The 20,620-nt window shown below is 47.3% G+C and carries 19 protein-coding genes; 18 read left to right on the top strand and 1 reads right to left on the bottom strand.

Translation table 11 applies throughout. From position 1 onward, the window contains the following. The first annotated feature begins 5 nt into the window (after nt 1–5). From POF51_RS15985 to POF51_RS15930, 12 genes are all read left to right on the top strand, one after another. Nucleotides 6–917 (top strand): DUF2877 domain-containing protein, encoded by a 912-nt coding sequence (locus POF51_RS15985; RefSeq protein WP_069848153.1) that lies wholly within the window; start codon nt 6–8, stop codon nt 915–917. Next, nucleotides 899–2,443: an acyl-CoA synthetase FdrA gene (gene fdrA / locus POF51_RS15980; RefSeq protein WP_069848151.1), complete on the top strand. Its 1,545-nt coding sequence runs from the start codon at nt 899–901 to the stop codon at nt 2,441–2,443. Before POF51_RS15985 ends, fdrA begins: the two co-directional genes overlap by 19 nt. 2 nt (nt 2,444–2,445) lie before the next feature. After that, nucleotides 2,446–3,870 (top strand): DUF1116 domain-containing protein, encoded by a 1,425-nt coding sequence (locus tag POF51_RS15975; RefSeq protein ID WP_069848149.1) that lies wholly within the window; start codon nt 2,446–2,448, stop codon nt 3,868–3,870. Between the two features lie 81 nt (nt 3,871–3,951). Beyond that, nucleotides 3,952–5,433 carry a cytosine permease gene (locus POF51_RS15970; RefSeq protein ID WP_069848316.1) on the top strand — a complete coding sequence of 494 codons (1,482 nt, stop codon included), beginning with the start codon at nt 3,952–3,954 and terminating at the stop codon, nt 5,431–5,433. Between the two features lie 18 nt (nt 5,434–5,451). Then, nucleotides 5,452–6,402, top strand: a complete 951-nt coding sequence (gene arcC / locus POF51_RS15965; RefSeq protein WP_069848147.1) for a carbamate kinase — start codon at nt 5,452–5,454, stop codon at nt 6,400–6,402. 27 nt (nt 6,403–6,429) lie between these two features. Continuing rightward, a complete protein-coding gene (locus POF51_RS15960; protein WP_069848145.1) occupies nt 6,430–6,882 on the top strand; it encodes a nucleoside deaminase in 453 nt (150 codons plus the stop codon). A gap of 218 nt (nt 6,883–7,100) precedes the next feature. Beyond that, nucleotides 7,101–8,156, top strand: a complete 1,056-nt coding sequence (locus POF51_RS15955; protein ID WP_069848143.1) for an ankyrin repeat domain-containing protein — start codon at nt 7,101–7,103, stop codon at nt 8,154–8,156. Between the two features lie 551 nt (nt 8,157–8,707). Further along, on the top strand, nt 8,708–9,361 hold the full coding sequence (locus tag POF51_RS15950) for a YcdB/YcdC domain-containing protein (protein ID WP_244521755.1): 654 nt from the start codon (nt 8,708–8,710) through the stop codon (nt 9,359–9,361). A 143-nt stretch (nt 9,362–9,504) separates the two neighbouring features. Continuing rightward, the gene (locus POF51_RS15945) at nt 9,505–10,071 is read left to right on the top strand and encodes a DUF1273 domain-containing protein (RefSeq protein ID WP_069848141.1); all 567 of its coding nucleotides are present in this window, start codon (nt 9,505–9,507) and stop codon (nt 10,069–10,071) included. Nucleotides 10,072–10,127: 56 nt separating this feature from the next. Beyond that, nucleotides 10,128–10,640 (top strand): hypothetical protein, encoded by a 513-nt coding sequence (locus tag POF51_RS15940; RefSeq protein ID WP_069848139.1) that lies wholly within the window; start codon nt 10,128–10,130, stop codon nt 10,638–10,640. A gap of 233 nt (nt 10,641–10,873) precedes the next feature. Continuing rightward, nucleotides 10,874–11,734: an MBL fold metallo-hydrolase gene (locus tag POF51_RS15935; RefSeq protein WP_069848314.1), complete on the top strand. Its 861-nt coding sequence runs from the start codon at nt 10,874–10,876 to the stop codon at nt 11,732–11,734. 555 nt (nt 11,735–12,289) lie between these two features. Beyond that, nucleotides 12,290–12,982, top strand: a complete 693-nt coding sequence (locus POF51_RS15930) for an aspartate/glutamate racemase family protein (RefSeq protein WP_069848135.1) — start codon at nt 12,290–12,292, stop codon at nt 12,980–12,982. A 94-nt stretch (nt 12,983–13,076) separates the two neighbouring features. Here the strand turns inward: POF51_RS15930 and POF51_RS15925 are convergent, their stop codons facing one another. Then, nucleotides 13,077–13,526 carry a pentapeptide repeat-containing protein gene (locus tag POF51_RS15925; RefSeq protein WP_244521754.1) on the bottom strand — a complete coding sequence of 150 codons (450 nt, stop codon included), beginning with the start codon at nt 13,524–13,526 and terminating at the stop codon, nt 13,077–13,079. A gap of 128 nt (nt 13,527–13,654) precedes the next feature. Between POF51_RS15925 and POF51_RS15920 the strand changes: the two genes are divergently transcribed. Genes POF51_RS15920 through POF51_RS15895 form a run of 6 tightly spaced genes read left to right on the top strand, consistent with a single transcriptional unit; the run spans nt 13,655 to nt 20,609 of the window. Next, nucleotides 13,655–14,731, top strand: coding sequence for a putative 2-aminoethylphosphonate ABC transporter substrate-binding protein (locus POF51_RS15920; protein WP_017252107.1), 1,077 nt, complete (start codon nt 13,655–13,657; stop codon nt 14,729–14,731). Between the two features lie 17 nt (nt 14,732–14,748). Continuing rightward, on the top strand, nt 14,749–15,798 hold the full coding sequence (locus tag POF51_RS15915) for a putative 2-aminoethylphosphonate ABC transporter ATP-binding protein (RefSeq protein WP_069848131.1): 1,050 nt from the start codon (nt 14,749–14,751) through the stop codon (nt 15,796–15,798). 5 nt (nt 15,799–15,803) lie between these two features. Next, a complete protein-coding gene (locus POF51_RS15910) occupies nt 15,804–17,513 on the top strand; it encodes a putative 2-aminoethylphosphonate ABC transporter permease subunit (protein ID WP_069848129.1) in 1,710 nt (569 codons plus the stop codon). Between the two features lie 3 nt (nt 17,514–17,516). Beyond that, on the top strand, nt 17,517–18,311 hold the full coding sequence (phnX, locus tag POF51_RS15905; protein WP_069848127.1) for a phosphonoacetaldehyde hydrolase: 795 nt from the start codon (nt 17,517–17,519) through the stop codon (nt 18,309–18,311). Further along, nucleotides 18,308–19,426 (top strand): 2-aminoethylphosphonate--pyruvate transaminase, encoded by a 1,119-nt coding sequence (phnW, locus tag POF51_RS15900; RefSeq protein WP_069848125.1) that lies wholly within the window; start codon nt 18,308–18,310, stop codon nt 19,424–19,426. The genes phnX and phnW overlap by 4 nt, the downstream gene beginning before the upstream one ends. 19 nt (nt 19,427–19,445) lie before the next feature. Further along, nucleotides 19,446–20,609, top strand: coding sequence for a saccharopine dehydrogenase family protein (locus POF51_RS15895; RefSeq protein WP_069848123.1), 1,164 nt, complete (start codon nt 19,446–19,448; stop codon nt 20,607–20,609). The last annotated feature ends 11 nt before the right edge of the window (nt 20,610–20,620 follow it).

Raw genomic sequence — 20,620 nt, 5'->3', positions numbered from 1 at the left:
GTCCCATGTACATCCAGGCGTTATCTGGCGATGCTGGTTTCCTTGAGCGTTTGGCACGAGCAAACTTTAGCGGGACCGTACACAGTATTTTTGAGCGAACGATCAATCTGACATGCAGCGAAAACGGGGAATTGTACACCATTGGAAACTATCAGCTAGACAATGCACCGAACACGCTCATCATTGATGGAAAAGGCTTTTCAGAGCTGGGGCTGTCAACTAACGCTCCGGTTATGACCGAAAATAACACGCTCGTTATCGGAGCGAATTTACGAATATGGATTCAGCAAGCAACAAAGTGGGAAGGTGAGCTTCCTTCCTATCCTTGTGACATAGAAGGCGTAGATGTATTGCGCAGAAATGTGGCGTTCACGAAAAACTACGTGGACGTATACGGCAAGACGGGGGGGATGAAAATGTCCTCCCACCCTGCCAGTCCGTTTGAGAAAGAGATGTCCCGTATGCTGATCCAGCGTGCAGGCATGCTTTCCGACGATCTGGCGAACAACCGCATAGAGTCAGCTACTCAGCATGCGATAAGTCTTATCGGACTGGGGCCGGGGTTAACGCCCTCAGGTGACGATTTTTTAGTGGGATTGTGCAGTGTATACAAAATGCGAAACATTTCCTCTTGTTTGTCATGCCCATTTTTCGATGAAATCGTCCGTACGTCCCAAGCATTAACGAACGAAATCAGTGCGATCACGCTGAAAAAAGCAGCCCATGGACAAGTAAGAGAGTCGCTAAATGACTTACTTTCATGCATGGTGTCCGGCTCCATGGAAGAGCTTGTCCCTGCTTTAGACAAAATCATCGGGATCGGCTCGTCGTCGGGTACGGATATCCTGCTTGGCATCCTATGTGGTTTGGAACGAAATCTAGAAGCTGGAGGTAACGTATGTCTACCAAAGTCGTAATCAAGCAAAGCACGTATTTTGACTCCGTATCCCTGATGTCTCTCTCTACAAAAGCAAATCAAATTGAAGGTGTCGAACAAGCGGTTATTGCGATGGGCACCGACATGAATAAAGAGGTATTGAAAAACGTAGGCTTGCTCACACCTGAGCTAGAAGCAGCGAAAACGAGCGACCTGATGATTGTGGTGAAGGCGGCGACAGACGAGCTGTGCGAGAGCGCTCTCATCGCCATCGATGAACTGTTCAAGAAAAAAGGCGGCAGCAAATCCGCAACGGAGATCAAATACTCCACGATTGATTCAGCGGCAGCCAGCATTCCAGAGGCGAACCTCGCTGTGATCTCTGTAAACGGCGCGTTCGCGGCGAGAGAAGCGAGAAAAGCGTTGGAAAACGACCTGCACGTCATGCTGTTCAGCGACAACGTGAGCATTGAGGAAGAGATCGCTCTGAAGCAATTCGCGCATGAAAAAGGCCTTTTGATGATGGGACCTGACTGCGGGACGGCGATCATCGGCAATGTAGCGTTGTGCTTCGGAAATGCCGTGAGAAAAGGCAACATCGGGATCGTAGGTGCATCGGGCACAGGCAGCCAAGAGGTAAGCGTGCGTATTCACGACTTCGGCGGCGGTATCACGCAGCTGATCGGTACAGGCGGTCGCGACCTCTCCGAGCAAGTCGGCGGCATCATGATGCTCGACGGAATCAAAGCACTGGAAGAGGATGAGGCGACAAAGGTTATCGTGCTCATTTCCAAACCACCAGCACCGAGCGTTCAGGAAAAAGTATTGGCGCAAGTGAAAAACTGCAAAAAGCCTGTGGTTGTGTACTTCATTGGTGGAGAAGAAACGCCAGTTCTGGAAGCGGGCGGGCATTTTGCAAAAACGAGCAAGGAAGCAGCCATCAAAGCAGTTGTACTGGCAGGTGCCAACGAAGACGAGCTCAACAAGCGCGCCCTCAACTGGCCACTGATTGAAGAAGTTCGAGCAAAACTGACACCTGAGCAAAAATACGTTCGAGGTCTGTTCTGCGGCGGTACACTGTGCGATGAAGCGATGTACCTCGCGATGGACAAGTATGAAGACGTATACAGCAACATTCAAAAGAAAGCAGACTACAAGCTGAAAAATATCCATAAGAGCAAGGCTCACACTTTCCTCGACATGGGCGATGACGACTTTACAAATGGCAAGCCGCACCCGATGATCGATCCTTCCACGCGCATCGCGAGATTTTTGGAAGAAGCAAAAGATCCTTCCGTCGGCGTGATTTTGATGGACTTCATCCTTGGCTTCGGTTCCCACGAAGATCCTGTTGGTGTCATGCTGCCAGCGATCATCGAAGCAAAAGCACAAGCAGCAAAAGAAGGCAGACACCTGGAAATCTTGGGCTATGTGCTGGGGACTGACCTCGATACACCGAACTTCGACGAGCAAGTGAAAAAGCTGATGGATGCGGGTGTAACGATTGCGAGCAGCAGTACGAATGCAGGTCTTCTGGCTAGAGAATTTGTTGCGAAAGGGGAATAATCATGAGCAAAATCAATGAGCTGTTTAACGGAAAAATTCATGCGATCAACGTAGGGATCGAGTTTTTCAAAGACGATATCATCAAGCAAAATGCGAATGCGTCTCATCTGGATTGGAAGCCTCCAGGCGGCGGAAAGCCTGAGCTGATCAACGCTCTCGACAGACTGGAAAACGCTGCTGTCGCTCGGAAAATCGCTGCGGCAAACAAGCTGGCGGTAGAGCGCATCATCAACTCCCAGCCGATGCTCGTTGGCTTCGACCAAGCGATCAATGTGGTGCCAGGCATGACAAAAACCACGATTCTGCACGCAGGTCCGCCCATTACGTGGGACAAAATGTGCGGCGCGATGAAAGGTGCCGTAACCGGCGCAATCGTATTCGAGGGCTTGGCAAAAGACATCGAGGAAGCTGAACAGGTAGCTGCTTCCGGCGCAATCACGTTCTCTCCATGCCACGAGCATAACTGCGTAGGCTCCATGGCAGGTGTCACATCCGCTTCGATGTTCATGCATGTAGTCAAAAACAAAACGTATGGAAATGTCGCGTATACCAACCTGAGTGAGCAAATGGCGAAAATTTTGCGCATGGGTGCCAACGATGAAAGTGTCATCGCCCGTCTGAACTGGATGCGCGATGTATTGGGACCAATGCTGCGTGATGCGATGAAGATTGCAGGTGAAATCGATCTGCGTCTCATGCTAGCGCAAGCGCTGCACATGGGCGATGAATGCCACAACCGCAACAACGCGGGTACGAGCTTGTTGATTCAAGCACTGACTCCGTACATCTTGGAGACAGATTTCACCAAAGAACATAAACGCGAAGTATTCGATTTCGTAGCAAGCAGCGATTACTTCTCCGGTCCGACATGGATGGCGATGTGCAAATGTGCGCTGGATGCAGCACATGGAATCGAGAACAGCACGATTGTCACCACAATGGCGCGCAATGGCGTAGAGTTCGGTATCCGTGTAAGCGGTATGGCTGGAAACACTTGGTTCACAGGACCGGCTCAAAAGGTAATCGGTCCCATGTTCGCAGGCTACAAGCCAGAGGATTCCGGTTTGGATATCGGAGACAGTGCGATTACAGAAACGTACGGTATCGGCGGCTTCGCGATGGCGGCAGCTCCAGCGATTGTTGCGCTCGTAGGCGGTACGGTTGAAGAAGCGATCGGATTCTCCACCACGATGAAAGAAATCACGACAGCAGAAAATCCAAACGTCACGATTCCTCTCCTGGACTTTCGAGGTGTAGCAACAGGTATCGATATTCGTCAGGTGATCCAAACGGGCATCCTGCCAATTATCAACACTGCCATTGCGCATAAAGACGCAGGGATCGGCATGATCGGTGCGGGTATTACGTATCCACCGATGGAAGCTTTTGAAAAAGCATTGCTCGCAGTAACGGAAACGGTTAGCTAATTGCTTTTCATCCTAGGTGACTCAGCTTTCGCAGCAAAAGAAGGTTGCGAAAGCTGGGTTGAATGAGGAAGGTGAATGAACATGGGACAGGCAAACGTAAAGGAATCATATGAAGAATTTAAGTCCTATGGATACGCGGACGATATTTTGCCAAAGACTTCCGAAAATCGAGATTGGGGCACCTTTAACTACGTGACCGTGTGGATGGGCGCTGTGCATAATCTCATGTCGTACATGACTGTAGCCGGATTCTTTGTCCTCGGATTATCCGTTCCGCAAGTCTTGTGGGCAGTCATGATTGCTGCCTTGATTGTCTCGGCTGGCTATGTGTTGAATGGCTATGCGGGACAGAAATACGGGATTGGCTATTCGATGCTGTTACGCAGCTCTTTTGGTGTAAAAGGCTCGATCATTCCTGCTATATGTCGCGGGCTTATCGCTGGTGTTGTGTTTTTTGGGACAAAAACAATTATTGGCGCACAATCCTTTAATGTCATTTTTGAGAAAATATTCCCTGGTTATATGAATATGGTTCCAGGCTTTGATTTTCTCGGATTAGATTTCCCGACGATGCTTTCTTATGTGATCCTCTGGGTCATTACAGTTGGATTGTTTTTAGGTGGAATGAAAATTCTCAGTCTGTTTAGTAAATGGTCTTCACCGATCATCTATATTTTCATTGTAGGTGCAGCGATTTGGGCGATCAGCGTTGCTGGCGGATTTGGTCCGATCTTTGCTTATGCTCCTGCCAAACCGATGGAGAATTGGCTTGTATTTATCGCATGTGTAAGTGCATTGGTATCGAACTGGGGTGGCCCGATTGTAAATATTGCAGACCTTACGCAAAGGGCAAAACACCCGAAAGCTCCGATGATTGGTCTGCCGCTTGGAATGATTACATCCTACATCCTGTTTGGAATTACGTGTGTAGGATTGTTGGTTGGAACGCAAATTGCGTTTGGCATCAAAGACTTTAATGTCGTCGCTGCCATTGATCAAATTGGGAATCCTGTTGCCGTCATTGTCTTGTTGCTGGCACTGAATATAGGTTCGACGAGCTATGTTGTGTTTGGGAATTTGCTTCCATCTGGACTACAGATGACAGCGCTTCTTCCGAAATTGTTTACAGTGAAATCAGCGGCTATCTTAACAGCTGTATTGGGGACTGTCATTTTACCTTGGAAGCTGGTGAATGGTACGGCCGCGCTGTATATGTTCTATAGCTTTATCGGCTCCATGTACGGTCCGATTACGGGGATCATGCTGGTTAGTTTCTTCATTGAAAGAAAAAGAAAGCTGGATTTATCCAGCATCTACGTAAAACCAGGTGAAAACGGAGAATACAAAAACGGCGTTAATATGGTGGCATGCGGCGTATTGATTGTCAGCTTCTTGATTACGCTATCCGGCTCTTTCTTGCCAAATGTGCCACTATTGGCAAACATCAGCAAGTCTGCTTTCCTTAGCGGGATGATTATCTCCAGTGTTCTCTATGCATTGAGCTATAAATGGAACAAATCAAGTGCGATCACGCAGCGTGAAACCACTGCAAAAGTATCTTAACCAAAGGAGAAGTGCCCAGTGGAAAAACTCGTAATTGTTGCTATCGGCGGCAACTCATTAGTGAAAGATAATGGTCGCAATACCATCCAAGACCAATATGAAGCCGTATGTGAAACCGCGGCAAATATCGCGGATATGGTGCAAGAAGGCTACAACGTTGTCGTTACTCATGGCAACGGACCGCAGGTTGGATTTGCTTTGCAAAGATGCGAAATCGCGAATGAAGTGTCCGGGATGCCTACGATCCCGCTGGTCAATTGCGTGGCGGATACGCAGGGGGGAATCGGCTACCAAATCCAGCAGGCACTCACCAACGAATTCGCCAAAAGAGGAATCAATAAAAAGGTTGCGAGCGTCATCACACAAGTAGAAGTAAGCAAGGAAGATCCGAATTTCGAAAATCCAACGAAGCCAGTCGGCTCCTTCTTCACGCTGGAGCAGGCGGAAGAGATGCGCAAAGAGCATCCGGACTGGGTATTTATCGAGGATTCCGGTCGTGGCTACAGAAGAGTGGTTCCTTCCCCGAAGCCAATCGACATCGTGGAAAAAGACGCAATCAAATCGTTGATCGAAGCGGGATATGTGGTAGTCGCTGTTGGCGGCGGCGGTATTCCGGTTGTGAAAACGGGCGAAAATACGTACGATGGGATTGATGCTGTCATCGACAAAGACTTTGCTACCAGCTTGCTGGCAGAGCAAATCGATGCACAGACATTGATCATTACGACAGGTGTTCCACAGGTATGCATTCACTTCGGCAAGCCGAATCAAAAGGCGCTGGAGCGCATCACGGTAGAGGAAACGAAGCAATACGTTCGTGAGGAGCACTTCGCAAAAGGCAGCATGCTGCCAAAAATCGAGGCCAGCCTGAGCTTTTTGGAGAAAAACGGGTCAAGCGTGATCATTACGAACCCAGAGAGCTTAAAGGATGCCATTACGAACAAAGCAGGGACGCACATCGTAAAATAATGACCTCTTGAGGGAGGGTGCAAGACAATGGATTACATGAAGCTGGCAGTGGAAAAAACGATAGAAGGCATGAACAACAAGCTCGGCGGACCTTTTGGAGCGGCTGTGGTGAAAGGGGACGAAATCATCGCCGTATGCAGCAATCGCATGATGGCCGATATGGACCCGTCCCAGCACGCAGAGATGGTAGCGATTCGTGAAGCGTGCAAGACCTTGGGCACGATGGATTTGACAGGCTGCGAAATTTACGCGACATGCGAGCCTTGCCCGATGTGCGTGGGGGCTATCATTTGGTCCGGCATCAAGGTCGTTCATTACTGCTCGACTGCGGAGGACGCGCATGAGAACGGTTTTTCGGATAAGCATCTGCGCGACTATTTTTCCGGTAAGGATACGAGCGTTTTGAACATGATCAAGGTCCAGAAGCGTGAGGACTGCGATCAGCTGTTTAGGCACTTTCATCAGTTGAACAAAGAGTAGAAGGTAACTGAATAGCAGACAAGAAACACGGATGTTCGGAGCATGAAAAAAGGGCCTTATAAGGGCCCTTTTCTTTTTTGTTATTCCCCTAAATTTAACATGTTTGATGCCATCTCATTTTGTTCAATCTGAATATAGTGCAGCTAGTCGAGCTGCGTTATGAAGGGAAATGACTCCTGATTATGGTATAATCTACCTAATCAGGAGGTATTAAAGATATGTCAATAAAAATGAAACGGAGTTTACTCCTAGCTTCAGTTTTGGTGATTTGCGTGAGTATATGGACGATTGTCATACAAAATATGACAGGTTCGAATTCATTATCAAAGCCAGCCTTCACTTCTACTAATCAACAACAGAAAACGATTGTTAATGAGGAACTACTTATTAAGGAACCGGAGCCTGAAGATAATCAAGAACTTCCAAATCAGCAAGAAGATATTGCTAGTAGCAATTCTAATTATAGAGTACCTAGTGAGGTGGAGCAGCCATCAATAAATACTCTTCAAGAACCAGAGGTATCTATGAATCTCGATTATGAACAAATTGTAAGAATTGGCCCGAATGTTAAAATTGTAGCCATTTCAGATGATAAGATGGCTTCTGAAGAAGCAAGACAGGCAAGAAAAGAATTAGAGGCTTTAGTTCCTCAATTCAACGCACTATTTTTCATTGATGCCGCTTCTGAGAATGAAATAGATATTCTAAAATTATTTTTGAAAGCTGGAATGGACCCTGATGCATATGTAGAAGTGAAAGAAGGTTCCAAGAGTACTGCACTCGATTTAGCAGTGTCAAACGGCCACCTTGATGCTGCAAGGTTACTTCTAGAAAACGGGGCAAATCCGAACTTACTGATAGAAATTAAAGGAGGTTTCAAGAGTACTGTACTCCAAACAGCAGTTTCAAACGGCAGACTTGATCTTGCGAGGTTACTTCTAGAAAACGGGGCAAATCCGAACTTACTGTATGATCAGTTCACCATAATCACCTTAGCAGTAGCAAAAAATAATTATGACATGGTAAACGAATTACTTAAGTATGGCGCTGAGCCTGATTTAAATTATCAGAACTTTAGATCACCACTAATGCGTGCAGTTCAAGATAACCGCTTACATATTGCAAAGTTGTTATTGGAACATGGAGCTGATCCTCTTCTTGCTACACAGTATGCCCCAGAACACCCGACCAAGTTGGGGAGTCCGATCGCAGAAGCAAGAATGTTGGGGAATCGTGAAATGATTGCTTTGCTAGAAGCATTTATCCGTGATTAGAACCAGAGATTGTTATTAATCAAACCTCATTTTCAAGGGATCATGCTCAATCGTCCTAATCTGAAGGAAATGATTTGTGAGGCTCGTGTCCCTGCCATTCACTCCAACTCTGCTATGAAAAAAGCGGCAGGAATCACGCTAAAGGTAGCATTGCTAGGTTTCAATGCATACCTGTGGCAGCAAGCAAGCCTGAATCGAAAAAGCAGTCGTCGACAAAGGCCGTGCAGACGGCTTCTAGCAAACAACCAAAGAAAGCGGTCAAAAAGCCTTCAACCCCATCGAAACAGTCGGATGGTCCAGACGTTCAGATAAGCTTTACAGTTGAACCAACTACGATACATTATGAAGAGACGACTTATACAACAAGGAGCAGCTACGGCGGTGGGTCGTTCAATATGCCGCTCGAATATAATCCGTATACGGGATGTCATTTCACATGTTCCTCATGCAGGAACATTTTTTTGCAAAAAAATGGTATAACTTGAATTTAATAAGGGATAGTTGTCCAATTAGATTAATACATAACCTGGAGGTGGAAACCAATCTCCCTCATGCCTGGTGGAAAAGCAGTAAAGGTGAAAAATGAGCAGGAGGCAACGCGGATTTACGAAAGCGAGTTTGGTATCAGCTTGAACTTAAGTACATTCAAAGGCTACAGAAGCGAAACGGAAAGGGTCTATGTTTCCCCTGATGAAAATGAGGTTTTGTTTACGAAGGATGGCGTTGTGATCGGTTTTATAAGCTATTCGAACGCCAAACCCCAAAAAGGGAAGGCAACATTGTCCGAAAAGCAGGTTCTTGAGAAAGCTGTTCAGTTCATGCAAACATATCTCAAACAGGAAGAAAAGGAGTTCTACTACAGGGTAAATCCTGATAGGGAGAATCCACATAAGTATGTAGTAGAGTTTGTGCCATTTGTTGAGGGACTTCCGCTGGTATACGGACAAAGCATTGATGTTAGTGTGAATGGAGTCACAGGGAAAATCACCGAGTACCATCAAAAACTCGACCAAAAGCCCGCCAAGCTCTCGGATAAGAGGAAGGCTGTCTCCATAGATGCAGCAGCCAAGGCCCTGCTGGCGAAACCCACTGAACTGCGATACATCTACCCATTCGTTAATGGTGAGAGGTTAGCCAAACCGGTTCTTGCCTATTCCATTGATGGTAACGATATCAATGCCCTGACAGGTAAGGTCGAAGAGTAGGTAGAATGAAAATCTTCCACGACAGTTAGAACACATCATTTGTGATAATATAAGAAAAAATGAGACGGAACACGAATGAATAGACAGCGAGTGAAAAGAAATCTATTTTCTGCTAGAGCTTCTTTGAAACTAGAGGTGGCATCATGTTAAAACGTTTATTTGTTTCAGGATACAAGGCTCACGAGCTTGGCATTTTCAATGAAAAAAATCCGGGGTTAGCCATTATTAAGAAAGCACTGAAGCGGGAACTCGTAAGATTCCTTGAGGAAGAATTGGAATGGGTCATTACATCAGGCCAACTCGGGGTAGAAATGTGGGCAGCCGAAACTGTTCTGGAATTGAAAAAGGAGTATCCACATCTAAAACTGGCGGTAATTACTCCGTTTTTGAATCAAGAGGAAAAGTGGAAAGAAGAGACCCAGGATTACTACCGAAATATTGTGATGCAAGCCGACTATATCAATAGTGTCTATCAAACACCTTACCAGGGAGTTTGGCAGCTTGGAGAGAAAGACAAATTCTTGCTATCCAATTCAGACGGTATCTTGTTAGTTTACGATGAAGAAAACGAAGGCTCGCCGAAATTTCTAAGTAAGCTCGCCGCAAAAAAATCAGATATGGGCGATTATCAGTTTTTTCGAATTAACGCATATGACTTACAGAACATTGCAGAGGAGCAGCAGCAAGAATTATATAATGACTATTTCTAAACAAAGAAACCAGCTATGAAAAGCTGGTTTTTATTCTTGGACAGTAGGAGTTTAGCATGGAACTTAACTTAATAAAATCAATTGGAATGTTAAAACATAATGTGTCAACTGAGGAAGTTGCTCAAATTCTTAGTTTTCTAATAGAAAACGATTCCTTCCTGTTATTTTCTTTCTATGAGAGAAATATTCATTTACTCGAGGCGGAGATTCAAGAATTCATCAATGAGAGACGTCTATTTACTAATTCCGAATGGGTATTGCCGTGGGAAGAGACAATTCCTCACTGGGACCAACCAAATAATACACCGCCCAATATTATTTGGTTCTCAGTAAAGACAAAGGACGAGATTATTAAAGCGATAGATATCGACAGTTTATTTCGATGTGTTGTAGTGAAGGAGGGTGACGGTTTTAATAAATACTCGAATGTGATATTCCAACAAGAATATTATGCAACTTTTGACGAAGAAAATTTTGAGCATTATATTGGGTTTACGAACAAGGTTGAATTTCTTAACGCCACATGGTCAGAATTAAAGAACCGATTTCATGTAAACTTAGTTGAATAGAGTAGAGGACCTTGTTGGATAAAACCAGGTCCTCGGGTCTGTCAAAGTTTTTGTATAAACTCAATCAACCGATATTAAAAAGGTTTCATCCCATGTATCTACAAAAACGCCTGGTAACACGGGCGTTTTTTTGTTTGTGCGAGGGGGAAGTGTTGTGTGATACCATGGGAAATATTGCTGTGTCATTTTGTAGAGAGAAAATTACATTGGCGTATTTGGAAGGGGAGAAGGAAATGTCCACGATCGAACAGATTACCGAGCATATCTTGATTATGCATGCAAGTCATGACACGGATCGCCCCATCCTAGCAGCCATTACGGGGGCAAGAAAAACCCTCTTGATTGATGCTGGAAATTCACCGGCGCATGCCGCTTTGTTTCGTCAGGAGTTGCAAAGGCTAGGCGTTCGTCTTCCAGATCTGCTCATACTGACTCATTGGCACTGGGATCATACATTCGGAATGTCAGCATGGGATCTACCTACCATCGCGCAGGCAAAAACAGCGCATTCATTGAGCAAACTGATGGGGCTGGAATGGTCGGATGAAGTCATGGAACAGCTCTGTAAGGAGAAGATCATCAATGCCAGTACGATGGCGAACATCAAAAAAGAGTACGGAATGAACCGGGACTTGATCCGAATAGTCGAGCCGGATATCCTATTCGATGAATCGATCACGATCGACCTTGGTGGCGTGACATGTCAGGTGAACCGTGTCGGAGGAGATCATTCGGAAGATTCGTGCTATGTGTACGTAAAAGAGGATCAAACGCTGTTCTTGGGAGATGCCTTGGGTCCCTCTGTCTATGACGGACCGCGCAGTTATACAGCCTCCCGTTTTCTGCGCGTGTTGAAGCAAGCGTACCAGTCTGAAGCAATTCTTTTCGTGGAATCGCACGGCCGGCCATTGGATCGAGCTGCCTTTCAAAAGGAGCTCAGTGATTGGGAGCAGCTAGCTCTGCTCACAGAGCAATACGGGCAAAACAGAGAACGGATCGTAAGCGAGATGTGTACCTTCCTCCAGGTGTCAGAGCTTCCTCGTGAATTTTCAGAAGCTCTCGAATGGTTCATGGTAGGGGCTGCCTATCAATGATCCGATTCATTGGGTTGGTACATATGATTTTGTGATAGCTACCTACTAAAACTCTTACAACCGCAAAATTGAAAGTAAGGTATATGATTTGCAATATTGTACAAACTGATAATAGATACGGAATTGCAGATGTGTTTCCTATAACCCACGGCTGGTTAAGCCATACAAAATTAGTTAGGCCATTTGATTTCGTTCGTGACCCGTAATTCTTAATGGAATGATGGGTTTTTTTAATTTGTATTTGTAATATCGTTTTGATTGTTTCAAGTGAATCCCTGTTGGTTCTCTTTTTCAATAAGGTGATTGGACTATTTATGCGTCGCTCTAGATGGGAGATAGTGGTATATTGGATCATAACGGAAATGGAGGGAGACAGCCATGGAGAAACACCGAGTATAGTTGCTCGGGGGAAGCGGCTACTTGGGGAGTCAAATCTATCATGAGCTTTTGCAGCGATACTGCAAGAGTTTTCACGAACGGCTACAGACCCGTTGTCGTCAGGCGGGATGGGAAAACGCAAATGGCAACGATAGCGACAAAGGAGAGTAGAGAACAATGAAAACAATCGGATTAATTGGCGGCATGAGCTGGGAGTCCTCCTTGGTCTACTACCGTTTTATCAATGAAACCGTCAAGGAGAGGCTGGGCGGTCTGCATTCGGCGAAAAGCATTATGTATTCCGTTGATTTTGCCGAGATCGAAGAAATGCAACGTGAAGGAAGATGGGAAGAAGCAGGAGAGCGGATGGCGAGTGCGGCGAAAAGTCTGGAAGCGGCAGGCGCCGACCTGATCGTTCTCTGTACAAATACGATGCACAAACTGGCGTATGCCATCGAGGAAGCGACCGATTTGCCGTTTCTTCATATCGCGGATGCGACAGCCCAAGCGATCACGAACCACGGGCATAAACGAGTGGCACTGCTCGCGACGCGATTTACGATGGAGCAGGAGTTCTACACAGGGCGGCTGCGTGATGTACACGGATTAGAGGTACTGCTGCCGGATGAAGAAGAGCGAAAACTCGTCCATGACATCATCTATCACGAGCTGTGCGTCGGAACCATTCGCGAGGAATCCAAGCGTACATATCAGGCGATCATTGAGCGATTGGTCAAGGAAGGTGCTGAGGCAGTCATCCTCGGTTGCACGGAAATCGGTCTGTTGATCACAGCCGAAGATTGCACGGTCCCGGTATTTGATACGACTGCGATTCATGCAGAGGCGGCTGTGGAGGCTGCTTTGCAGTAGAAGATAGGCAAAAAACAAAAGACTTAGCGCATCCCATTTTCTACTTGAATGGATGACTGAGTCTTTTTTTGTGCAAACGAAACGTGAATGTCCTTTATTTGTCCTTGATTAAATCCGAAATCAAGATTCCGTTTATTTTCAACCCAGTAATGTCGCAATCCGTTATCTCCACATTGGATAAATCACAATTTTTGAATTGCCCACGAGTAAGGTTACAGCTGTGAAAGCTTACCGGTTTATACTGCCCATCGGGATTATAATTCCCATCTCCCTCATTCGGAAGAACCACGTTATGAAATTCTGTTCCAAACAAATGTGCCTGATCAATAACAGCGTGGCTAAGATTAGCATGCTGAATGTCTAAGCCTGACAAGTTTGCGTTCGAGATTTTGATTCCACTCATATTCACATCATTCAAAGTCATTTGACTCATATTTACGTTGTTGATTTTGGTCTTTGCCAAGCTGACATTATCCATATCAAGTTCCTCAGCTCTAACCTCCTGCCATTTAGAACCTGATATATCCGCCATTTGCAAATCCAACTAAACACAACTAAATACACATGAAAACAATCTATTAACGTTTCGTTCACATCCGCTTAATATTTTCCCCGTAAGATTGGTTTCGTAGGAATCAAGCAATGAACAATCCGCAAAGAGGAGAGGTTCTCATGAAAAAATGGCATTATCCTTTACTTGCTTCCGTTCTATCAATCGCGTTTTTAGCAGGATGTGGACAATCAACAGGGTCGCAACCAAACACACAAGCTTCCAAAACGGAAAGTACAACCGCCTCAGGAGAGATTACTGTTTATACGGCGCTGGAGGATGACCAGATCAAAACGTATTTGGAATCCTTCAAAGCAAAATATCCAGATGTAAAGGTCAATATCGTCCGTGATTCTACAGGGATCATCACAGCAAAGCTGCTGGCGGAAAAAGACAACCCACAAGCAGACGTCGTATGGGGAACAGCAGCGACAAGCCTACTCGTACTCGAACAGCAAGGCATGCTCGAGGGGTATTCGCCAAAAGGAATCGAGAAAGTATCCCCGGAGTTTAAGGATTCCAAGGAACCTGCAAGCTGGGTAGGAATCGATGCGTGGGAGACAGCGATCGCGGTCAATACCAAAGAGCTAGAAAAACGCAATTTGCCTATCCCACGCTCATATGAAGACCTGATCAAGCCGGAGTACAAAGGATTGATCGTGATGCCGAATCCAGCGTCTTCTGGAACTGGGCTACTCACGATTAACGGAATCATGCAACTGAAAGGCGAGCAAGAAGGCTGGGCGTACCTTGACAAGCTGCATGCAAATATGGCGATCTACACACATTCAGGCTCGAAGCCAGCGAAAATGGCCGCATCGGGTGAATATCCAATTGGCATTTCCTTTGGCTACCGTTCGATTACCGAGAAGAAAAAAGGTGCACCCGTTGAAGTCGTCTTTCCAACAGAAGGCTCGGGTTGGGATGTAGAGGCGAATGCCTTGATGAAAAAGAGTGAGATCAAGCCAGAAGCCAAGCTGTTCTTGGACTGGGCCATCTCTGATGAAGTCATGAAAGCCTATAACCAGAACTTCGCCATCGTCAGTGTCAAGCAAGAAGGCGCGACACTCCCGGAAGGTTACGCAGTAGATCCAATCAAGCAATTAATCAAGCTCGACCTGAATCAAGCCGCACAAAATCGTGACAACATCTTGGGTGAGTGGGAAAAACGATACGCGACCAAGAGTGAACCTAAGTAAGCAGCGAGGAGAACAGCATGACACAATCCTATCTATCCATTCAAGGGGTCAGTAAACGCTTTGGTTTGTTTGCCGCATTGGAGCACATTTCCATCGAAATTGACAAGAATGAATTTGTTTGTCTGCTCGGTCCCAGTGGCTGCGGTAAAACGACATTACTGAGAATGCTGGCTGGATTGGAGCAGCCGACGACAGGCAAGATGATCCTGGGAGGCAGGGAGATTACTTCCCTGCCACCAGCGAAACGAAACATTGCGATGATGTTCCAGTCGTACGCCTTGTTTCCCAATTTGACGGCTGCCGAAAACATTGCCTTTGGCCTGCAAGAAAAGAAGCTGGGAAAAAAAGAGATCGCAGCCAAAGTAGAAGAGGCGCTAGACATGGTAGATTTGTCTCATGCCGCCGCCAAATATCCCAGCCAGCTCTCAGGCGGTCAACAGCAGCGAATTGCCTTGGCGCGAGCGATTGCACTATCGCCGGATGTCCTGCTTTTAGATGAACCATTATCCGCATTAGATGCAAAGGTAAGACAAAAGCTGCGCCGGGAGATTCGGCGCTTGCATGAGCAGTACGGCATGACAACAGTGATGGTCACGCATGACCAGGATGAGGCATTGACCATGGCTGACAAGATCGTCGTCATGGATCACGGCGAGGTCGTTCAGGTAGGTACACCCGAGGAGATCTATAACAAACCAGCCACTCCGTTTGTTGCTGATTTTATCGGAGCGATCAACTTTTTTGAGTACAGTCGCTTTGAGAATGCGCAATCTGATCCGAATCGCTTACTTGCGATCAGACCGGAGCATGTGCGGCTTTTGCAGAACGAGTCCGAATGTGCCATACCTGCGACTATTTCCGAGATAGAATTTCGCGGTGCTTTTTACCGAATCTTTCTGGAGTGGCAAGAGGAAGGTCAGATAAAAAAAGAGCATCTGACAATCGATTTGATAGCGGCCGAGGCACAAAGACTTGGAATTGCCCGAGACAAAAAGGTGTGGCTGGAGTTTCCGCTGGAGAATTTGCTGACCTTTGAGCATGCGCAAGCCATAGAGGAACAGGGGTGAGCAGCATGAAGGAAATGACATCGATTTTCGATGGAAAAGCCATGCAAAAGTGGCTCATCGCTCTCGTCGTTCTTGGATTGTTAGCGAGTGTTCTGTTGCCACTTGGCCAGCTGTTTTCCAAAGCATTCTATAACAAGAACGGTCAGTTCATCGGACTGGACAATTTCGTTACGTACTTTTCGACCCCAGCACTGGCAGGGTCGCTGAATAACACCTTGTATATTTCTGCGATGACGACGCTGATCGCAGTCACACTCGCTTTTCTGTTCGCGTATGCCTTGACGCGTAGCGGGATTCGCGGAAAACGAGTCTTTCGGGCGATCGCGCTGCTGCCGCTGTTTGCACCCACGATGATGCACGGAATCGCCCTGACCTACCTCTTTGGGAATCAAGGGCTGGTGACGACGGGAATCTTCGGGTTGCTCCCGTTTCAATGGGACATCGATCTGTACGGCCCAGTGGGGATTATTTTGGCGGAGATCGTCTATGTTTTCCCGCAAGCGTATTTGATTCTCGCTGTTTCTCTTGCTTTTGCCGACTATCAGCTGTACGAAGCGGCGGATACGCTCGGAGCGAACCATTGGCGCAAGTTTTTTGTAGTGACGATTCCTAGCGTGAAATACGGTATCGTCAGTGCCTGCTTTGTCTGTTTTACTCTCTCGTTTACTGACTTCGGAGCACCAAAGGTTGTCGGCGGACAGTTTTCCGTACTGGCGACAGACGTCTACAAGCAGGTCATCGGTCAGCAAAATATGACGATGGGAGCAACGGTTGGGCTGCTTTTGATTATTCCCGCTCTCGTGGCGTTTGTCGTGGACCGGATTGTTGAGCGGAAGCAACACGCGGCTGTAACAGCCAAGTCCAAACCGTATCGAATCAAGGAGAATCGTTTGCGTGACTTGTTTTATTCCATTCTTTGTGTGAGCGTCAGCGGATTTTTGCTGCTCCTCATGACTGCGGTGGTGCTGGCTTCTTTCATCAAAGTATGGCCGTATAATCTGACTTTCGGCTTGGATCATTACGACTTTTCCAACGTTGCTGGAGAAGGGATCGAGCCACTGTGGAACAGCATTCTTGTCGCCTTGCTGACGGCAGTGATCGGGACGGGGGTCACGTTTATTACCGCCTACACGATTGAAAAATCCCAAGTGTGGAAGGGGCTTCGCCAAGCTGGATACTTCCTGTCGATTCTCCCGCTGGCATTGCCGGGGATGGTCATTGGACTAGCGTACATTTTCTTCTTCAACAATCCGTCGAATCCATTTCACGGTATGTACGGAACGATCTGGATTTTGATTTTGGCGAACGTTATTCATTTTTTCGCAGTCGGCTTCATTACAGCAACGAGCGCGTTGAAAAAGCTCGATCCCGAGTTCGAGCAAGCGGCAGAGTCCATGGGGATCTCGCAGACAAAGCTAATGTGGCGTGTCACGATTCCCGTCTGTATGCCGGCGATTGTCGAGATGGCGGTGTACTTTTTCATCAACTCGATGGTGACGATCTCGGCGGTTGTTTTTCTGTACGCAGCGGATTTCAAGTTGGCATCTGTTTCCATCGTCAACATGGATGACGCCGGGGATGTGGCTCCGGCAGCAGCGATGTCGGTATTGATCGTCTTCCTCAACATCATCGCACGTGCTGGTGCAGAATGGATCGCATCCAAACTTCGCAAGCGGACAACAGGGTCCTACCAAGAGAAAGGTCAGGTGGCATAAAGCATGAAAGCAGTAGTATTTGATTGGGCAGGAACGATGGTAGATTACGGATGTTTCGCTCCGTTAGCTGTCTTTTTACAGGTGTTCAAAAAACGGGGGATTGAGCTGACAGCAGCAGAAGCACGCGAACCGATGGGGATGCTCAAGCGCGATCATATCCAGGCACTTTGCAAAATGGAGCGGGTAGCAGCGCTATGGCAAGAGCGTTACGGTCGACTTCCAAATGAAGCGGATGTGGACGAATTGTACGCTGACTTCGAACCGATGCTGATGGAGACGCTGCACGAGTACGCCACTCCTGTTCCGGGAGCAATTGAATTGGTAGGACGACTTCGCGAGCAAGGAATCAAAATTGGCTCGACCACAGGCTACACGAGGGACATGATGAATGTTGTAGCAGCATCGGCTAAGCAACAGGGCTACGAACCAGACGCACTTGTCACCCCAAGTGAAGTGCCTGCTGGACGTCCATTTCCATGGATGTGCTATCAAAATGCGATTCTACTGGACGTATTTCCAATGAACGAGATCGTCAAGGTCGGTGATACGACGAGCGATATGAAAGAAGGAAGAAACGCCGGGATGTGGACCGTTGGCGTCCTGAAGGGTGGAAGCGAACTCGGCCTGTCCTTGGAGGAAGTGACAAACATGCCACAGGAAGAGCTGGATAAAAGACTGGCTATCGCAACAGAACGACTGATGGCAGCGGGTGCGCACTACGTGGTCGCGGAGATCGGATGCTTGGATGAGGTGCTAAAAAACATCGAGATGCTTCATGCAGAAGGAGAGAGACCATGAATCAGACACGACTAACCGACAATTCGTACTTGTTGCTCACCCCCGGACCATTGACCACTTCATCAACCGTACGCGAGGCAATGCTGCGGGATTGGTGCACGTGGGACCGTGATTACAATGAACTCGTACAGGCAATCCGCCAAAAGCTCGTCCGATTGGCAACCTCCCAGGTAGAGGATTATACGAGCGTCTTGATGCAAGGCAGCGGGACCTTTTGTGTGGAAGCGGTGGTGAGCAGTGCGATTCCCGCAGACGGCAAGCTGCTCGTCCTGACGAATGGCGCATACGGGGATCGGATCGTGGAAATGGCACAAGTCCATGGAATCGCAACAGAGGTAATTGACTTTGGTGAAGTGACAAAGGCCGATGCAGAAGCTTTGGAGCAAAAACTCGCGGCAGATGCAACGATTACGCATGTGGCTGTGGTGCATTCGGAAACGACTACCGGCATGCTTAATCCCATCAAAGAAATTGGTGAAGTCGCCAAGAAGTACGGAAAAGTCTATATCGTAGATGCGATGAGTAGCTTCGGTGGCATTCCGTTGGACGCAGCACAGCTCTCGATCGACTTCCTGATCTCAAGCGCAAACAAATGCATTCAAGGCGTGCCTGGTTTCGGCTTTGTCGTTGCCAAAACGTCAGCGCTCATCCGATGCAAAGGGATTGCCCGTACGCTGTCCCTCGATTTGTACAGCCAGTGGAAGACGATGGAGGAGCAAAACGGAAAGTGGCGCTATACTTCTCCTACTCATGTCGTGCGAGCCTTTTATCAAGCACTGATAGAGCTTGAGGCAGAGGGGGGAGTTGAAAAACGGTACGAGCGTTACCAGCGAAATCAGCAGTTACTCGCAGAAGGCATGGAGCGTATCGGTTTTCGCATCCTGTTGCCAAAAGAATCGCAATCGCCTTTCATTACTTCCTTTTATTATCCCGAAAGCGAGGCGTTCACCTTCGCGGAGCTGTATGAGCGTTTGAAGCAGGCAGGTTTCGTCATTTATCCGGGCAAAATCTCGCAAGCGGACACGTTTCGGATTGGCAATATCGGAGAAGTTTACCCCGAAGATATTGAGAGATTAATCGTTGCGATGGAAAACAATCGTTTCTGGCTGGAATAAAGAAAAGGAGGCTATCGTGATGAAAGTGTTTTGCTTGGGTGGAGCGGGAAATATTTGTCGGGAAGCTGTGCTCGATCTCGTGTTGCATTCGGATTTTGAGCAGATCACGATCGGTGATTTTAATGAAGAAGAAGGTCGCAAGGTAGTCGAGTGGCTGAACGATCCTCGCGTAGATTTTGTTCCGGTAAATGTACGCGATCATGCGGATACGGTCCAAAAAATGCGCGGTTACGACATCGTCATGGACGGAACCACGATCACACTGAACGGCCTGTCTACTGCTGCGATTGCGGAGGCTGGCTGCCATGGCATCAATTTGAACGGTTTTGGGGAAGAAAACGCCTCGGATGCGATCTTCCGCGACCATGGGAAGACCTGCCTGCCAGGCTTTGGCATGACGCCTGGACTGACCCAAATGATGGCGATGCATGCAGCGAACCAGCTCGATGAAGTCGACGAAGTGCGTGTCAGCCACGGTTCCTTTCGCCCGATTGCCTTTTCCAAATCGATCACAGAGACGACGACCTATGAGTATGATCCAGATTTGCCAGGGCGCGTCGTCTATGAGAATGGCGCATTCATTCAAGTACCGCCATTTGCTCGCCCACGCGAGATAAAGCTTCCTGAGCCATATGGAAAAACCATTCAGTACATCATTCCTCATGCAGAAACGAAGACGCTAGCACAGGCTTTGTCTCCAAAAGGAGTAAAGCTAATCGAGGTGCGGGGAACATGGCCGAAGCAAAACATGGAGCTGGTCAAATCCCTCTATGATTATGGCTTTTTACGGAACGATCCCATCACGGTAGGGGAAACAAAGGTGGGAATCCTTGATTGTATCTCCCAATACCTCTACAATTCTAGGGAGGGAAAAGAGACGGAATTATACGGGTATTCGCTTCATGTCGAGGTAACAGGTACCAAGGACGGCCGCAAAGTAGGGCACACCCTGTACCATACACATCCGGCATCAGACGGCTCTGTAGCTGACTGGGCAGGGCTGCGCGCCTATACCCGCAACGTAGGAATCCCGCTGGCGATTGCGACTGAGCAGATCGCGAAAGGAAATGTAAAAGCTATTGGCGTCATTACACCAGAAGAAGCATTTGATCCGGCTGTGATTTTTCACGAGCTGGCAAAACGTCAGATTTTCATCCATGGAGAAAAGATCGAACTGACGTAAAGCACGAGATA

The sequence above is a fragment of the Brevibacillus sp. AG genome (assembly GCF_028369215.1).
Classification (GTDB): Bacteria; Bacillota; Bacilli; order Brevibacillales; family Brevibacillaceae; genus Brevibacillus; species Brevibacillus porteri.
This window is presented reverse-complemented; position numbering and strand designations above follow the sequence as displayed.

Coding starts and splice junctions, on each gene's coding strand:
- POF51_RS15985 (WP_069848153.1), top strand. CDS start 6: ATGTACATCCAGGCGTTATCTGGCGATGCTGGTTTCCTTGAGCGTTTG.
- fdrA (WP_069848151.1), top strand. CDS start 899: ATGTCTACCAAAGTCGTAATCAAGCAAAGCACGTATTTTGACTCCGTA.
- POF51_RS15975 (WP_069848149.1), top strand. CDS start 2,446: ATGAGCAAAATCAATGAGCTGTTTAACGGAAAAATTCATGCGATCAAC.
- POF51_RS15970 (WP_069848316.1), top strand. CDS start 3,952: ATGGGACAGGCAAACGTAAAGGAATCATATGAAGAATTTAAGTCCTAT.
- POF51_RS15960 (WP_069848145.1), top strand. CDS start 6,430: ATGGATTACATGAAGCTGGCAGTGGAAAAAACGATAGAAGGCATGAAC.
- POF51_RS15955 (WP_069848143.1), top strand. CDS start 7,101: ATGTCAATAAAAATGAAACGGAGTTTACTCCTAGCTTCAGTTTTGGTG.
- POF51_RS15950 (WP_244521755.1), top strand. CDS start 8,708: ATGCCTGGTGGAAAAGCAGTAAAGGTGAAAAATGAGCAGGAGGCAACG.
- POF51_RS15945 (WP_069848141.1), top strand. CDS start 9,505: ATGTTAAAACGTTTATTTGTTTCAGGATACAAGGCTCACGAGCTTGGC.
- POF51_RS15940 (WP_069848139.1), top strand. CDS start 10,128: ATGGAACTTAACTTAATAAAATCAATTGGAATGTTAAAACATAATGTG.
- POF51_RS15935 (WP_069848314.1), top strand. CDS start 10,874: ATGTCCACGATCGAACAGATTACCGAGCATATCTTGATTATGCATGCA.
- POF51_RS15930 (WP_069848135.1), top strand. CDS start 12,290: ATGAAAACAATCGGATTAATTGGCGGCATGAGCTGGGAGTCCTCCTTG.
- POF51_RS15920 (WP_017252107.1), top strand. CDS start 13,655: ATGAAAAAATGGCATTATCCTTTACTTGCTTCCGTTCTATCAATCGCG.
- POF51_RS15915 (WP_069848131.1), top strand. CDS start 14,749: ATGACACAATCCTATCTATCCATTCAAGGGGTCAGTAAACGCTTTGGT.
- POF51_RS15910 (WP_069848129.1), top strand. CDS start 15,804: ATGAAGGAAATGACATCGATTTTCGATGGAAAAGCCATGCAAAAGTGG.
- phnX (WP_069848127.1), top strand. CDS start 17,517: ATGAAAGCAGTAGTATTTGATTGGGCAGGAACGATGGTAGATTACGGA.
- phnW (WP_069848125.1), top strand. CDS start 18,308: ATGAATCAGACACGACTAACCGACAATTCGTACTTGTTGCTCACCCCC.
- POF51_RS15895 (WP_069848123.1), top strand. CDS start 19,446: ATGAAAGTGTTTTGCTTGGGTGGAGCGGGAAATATTTGTCGGGAAGCT.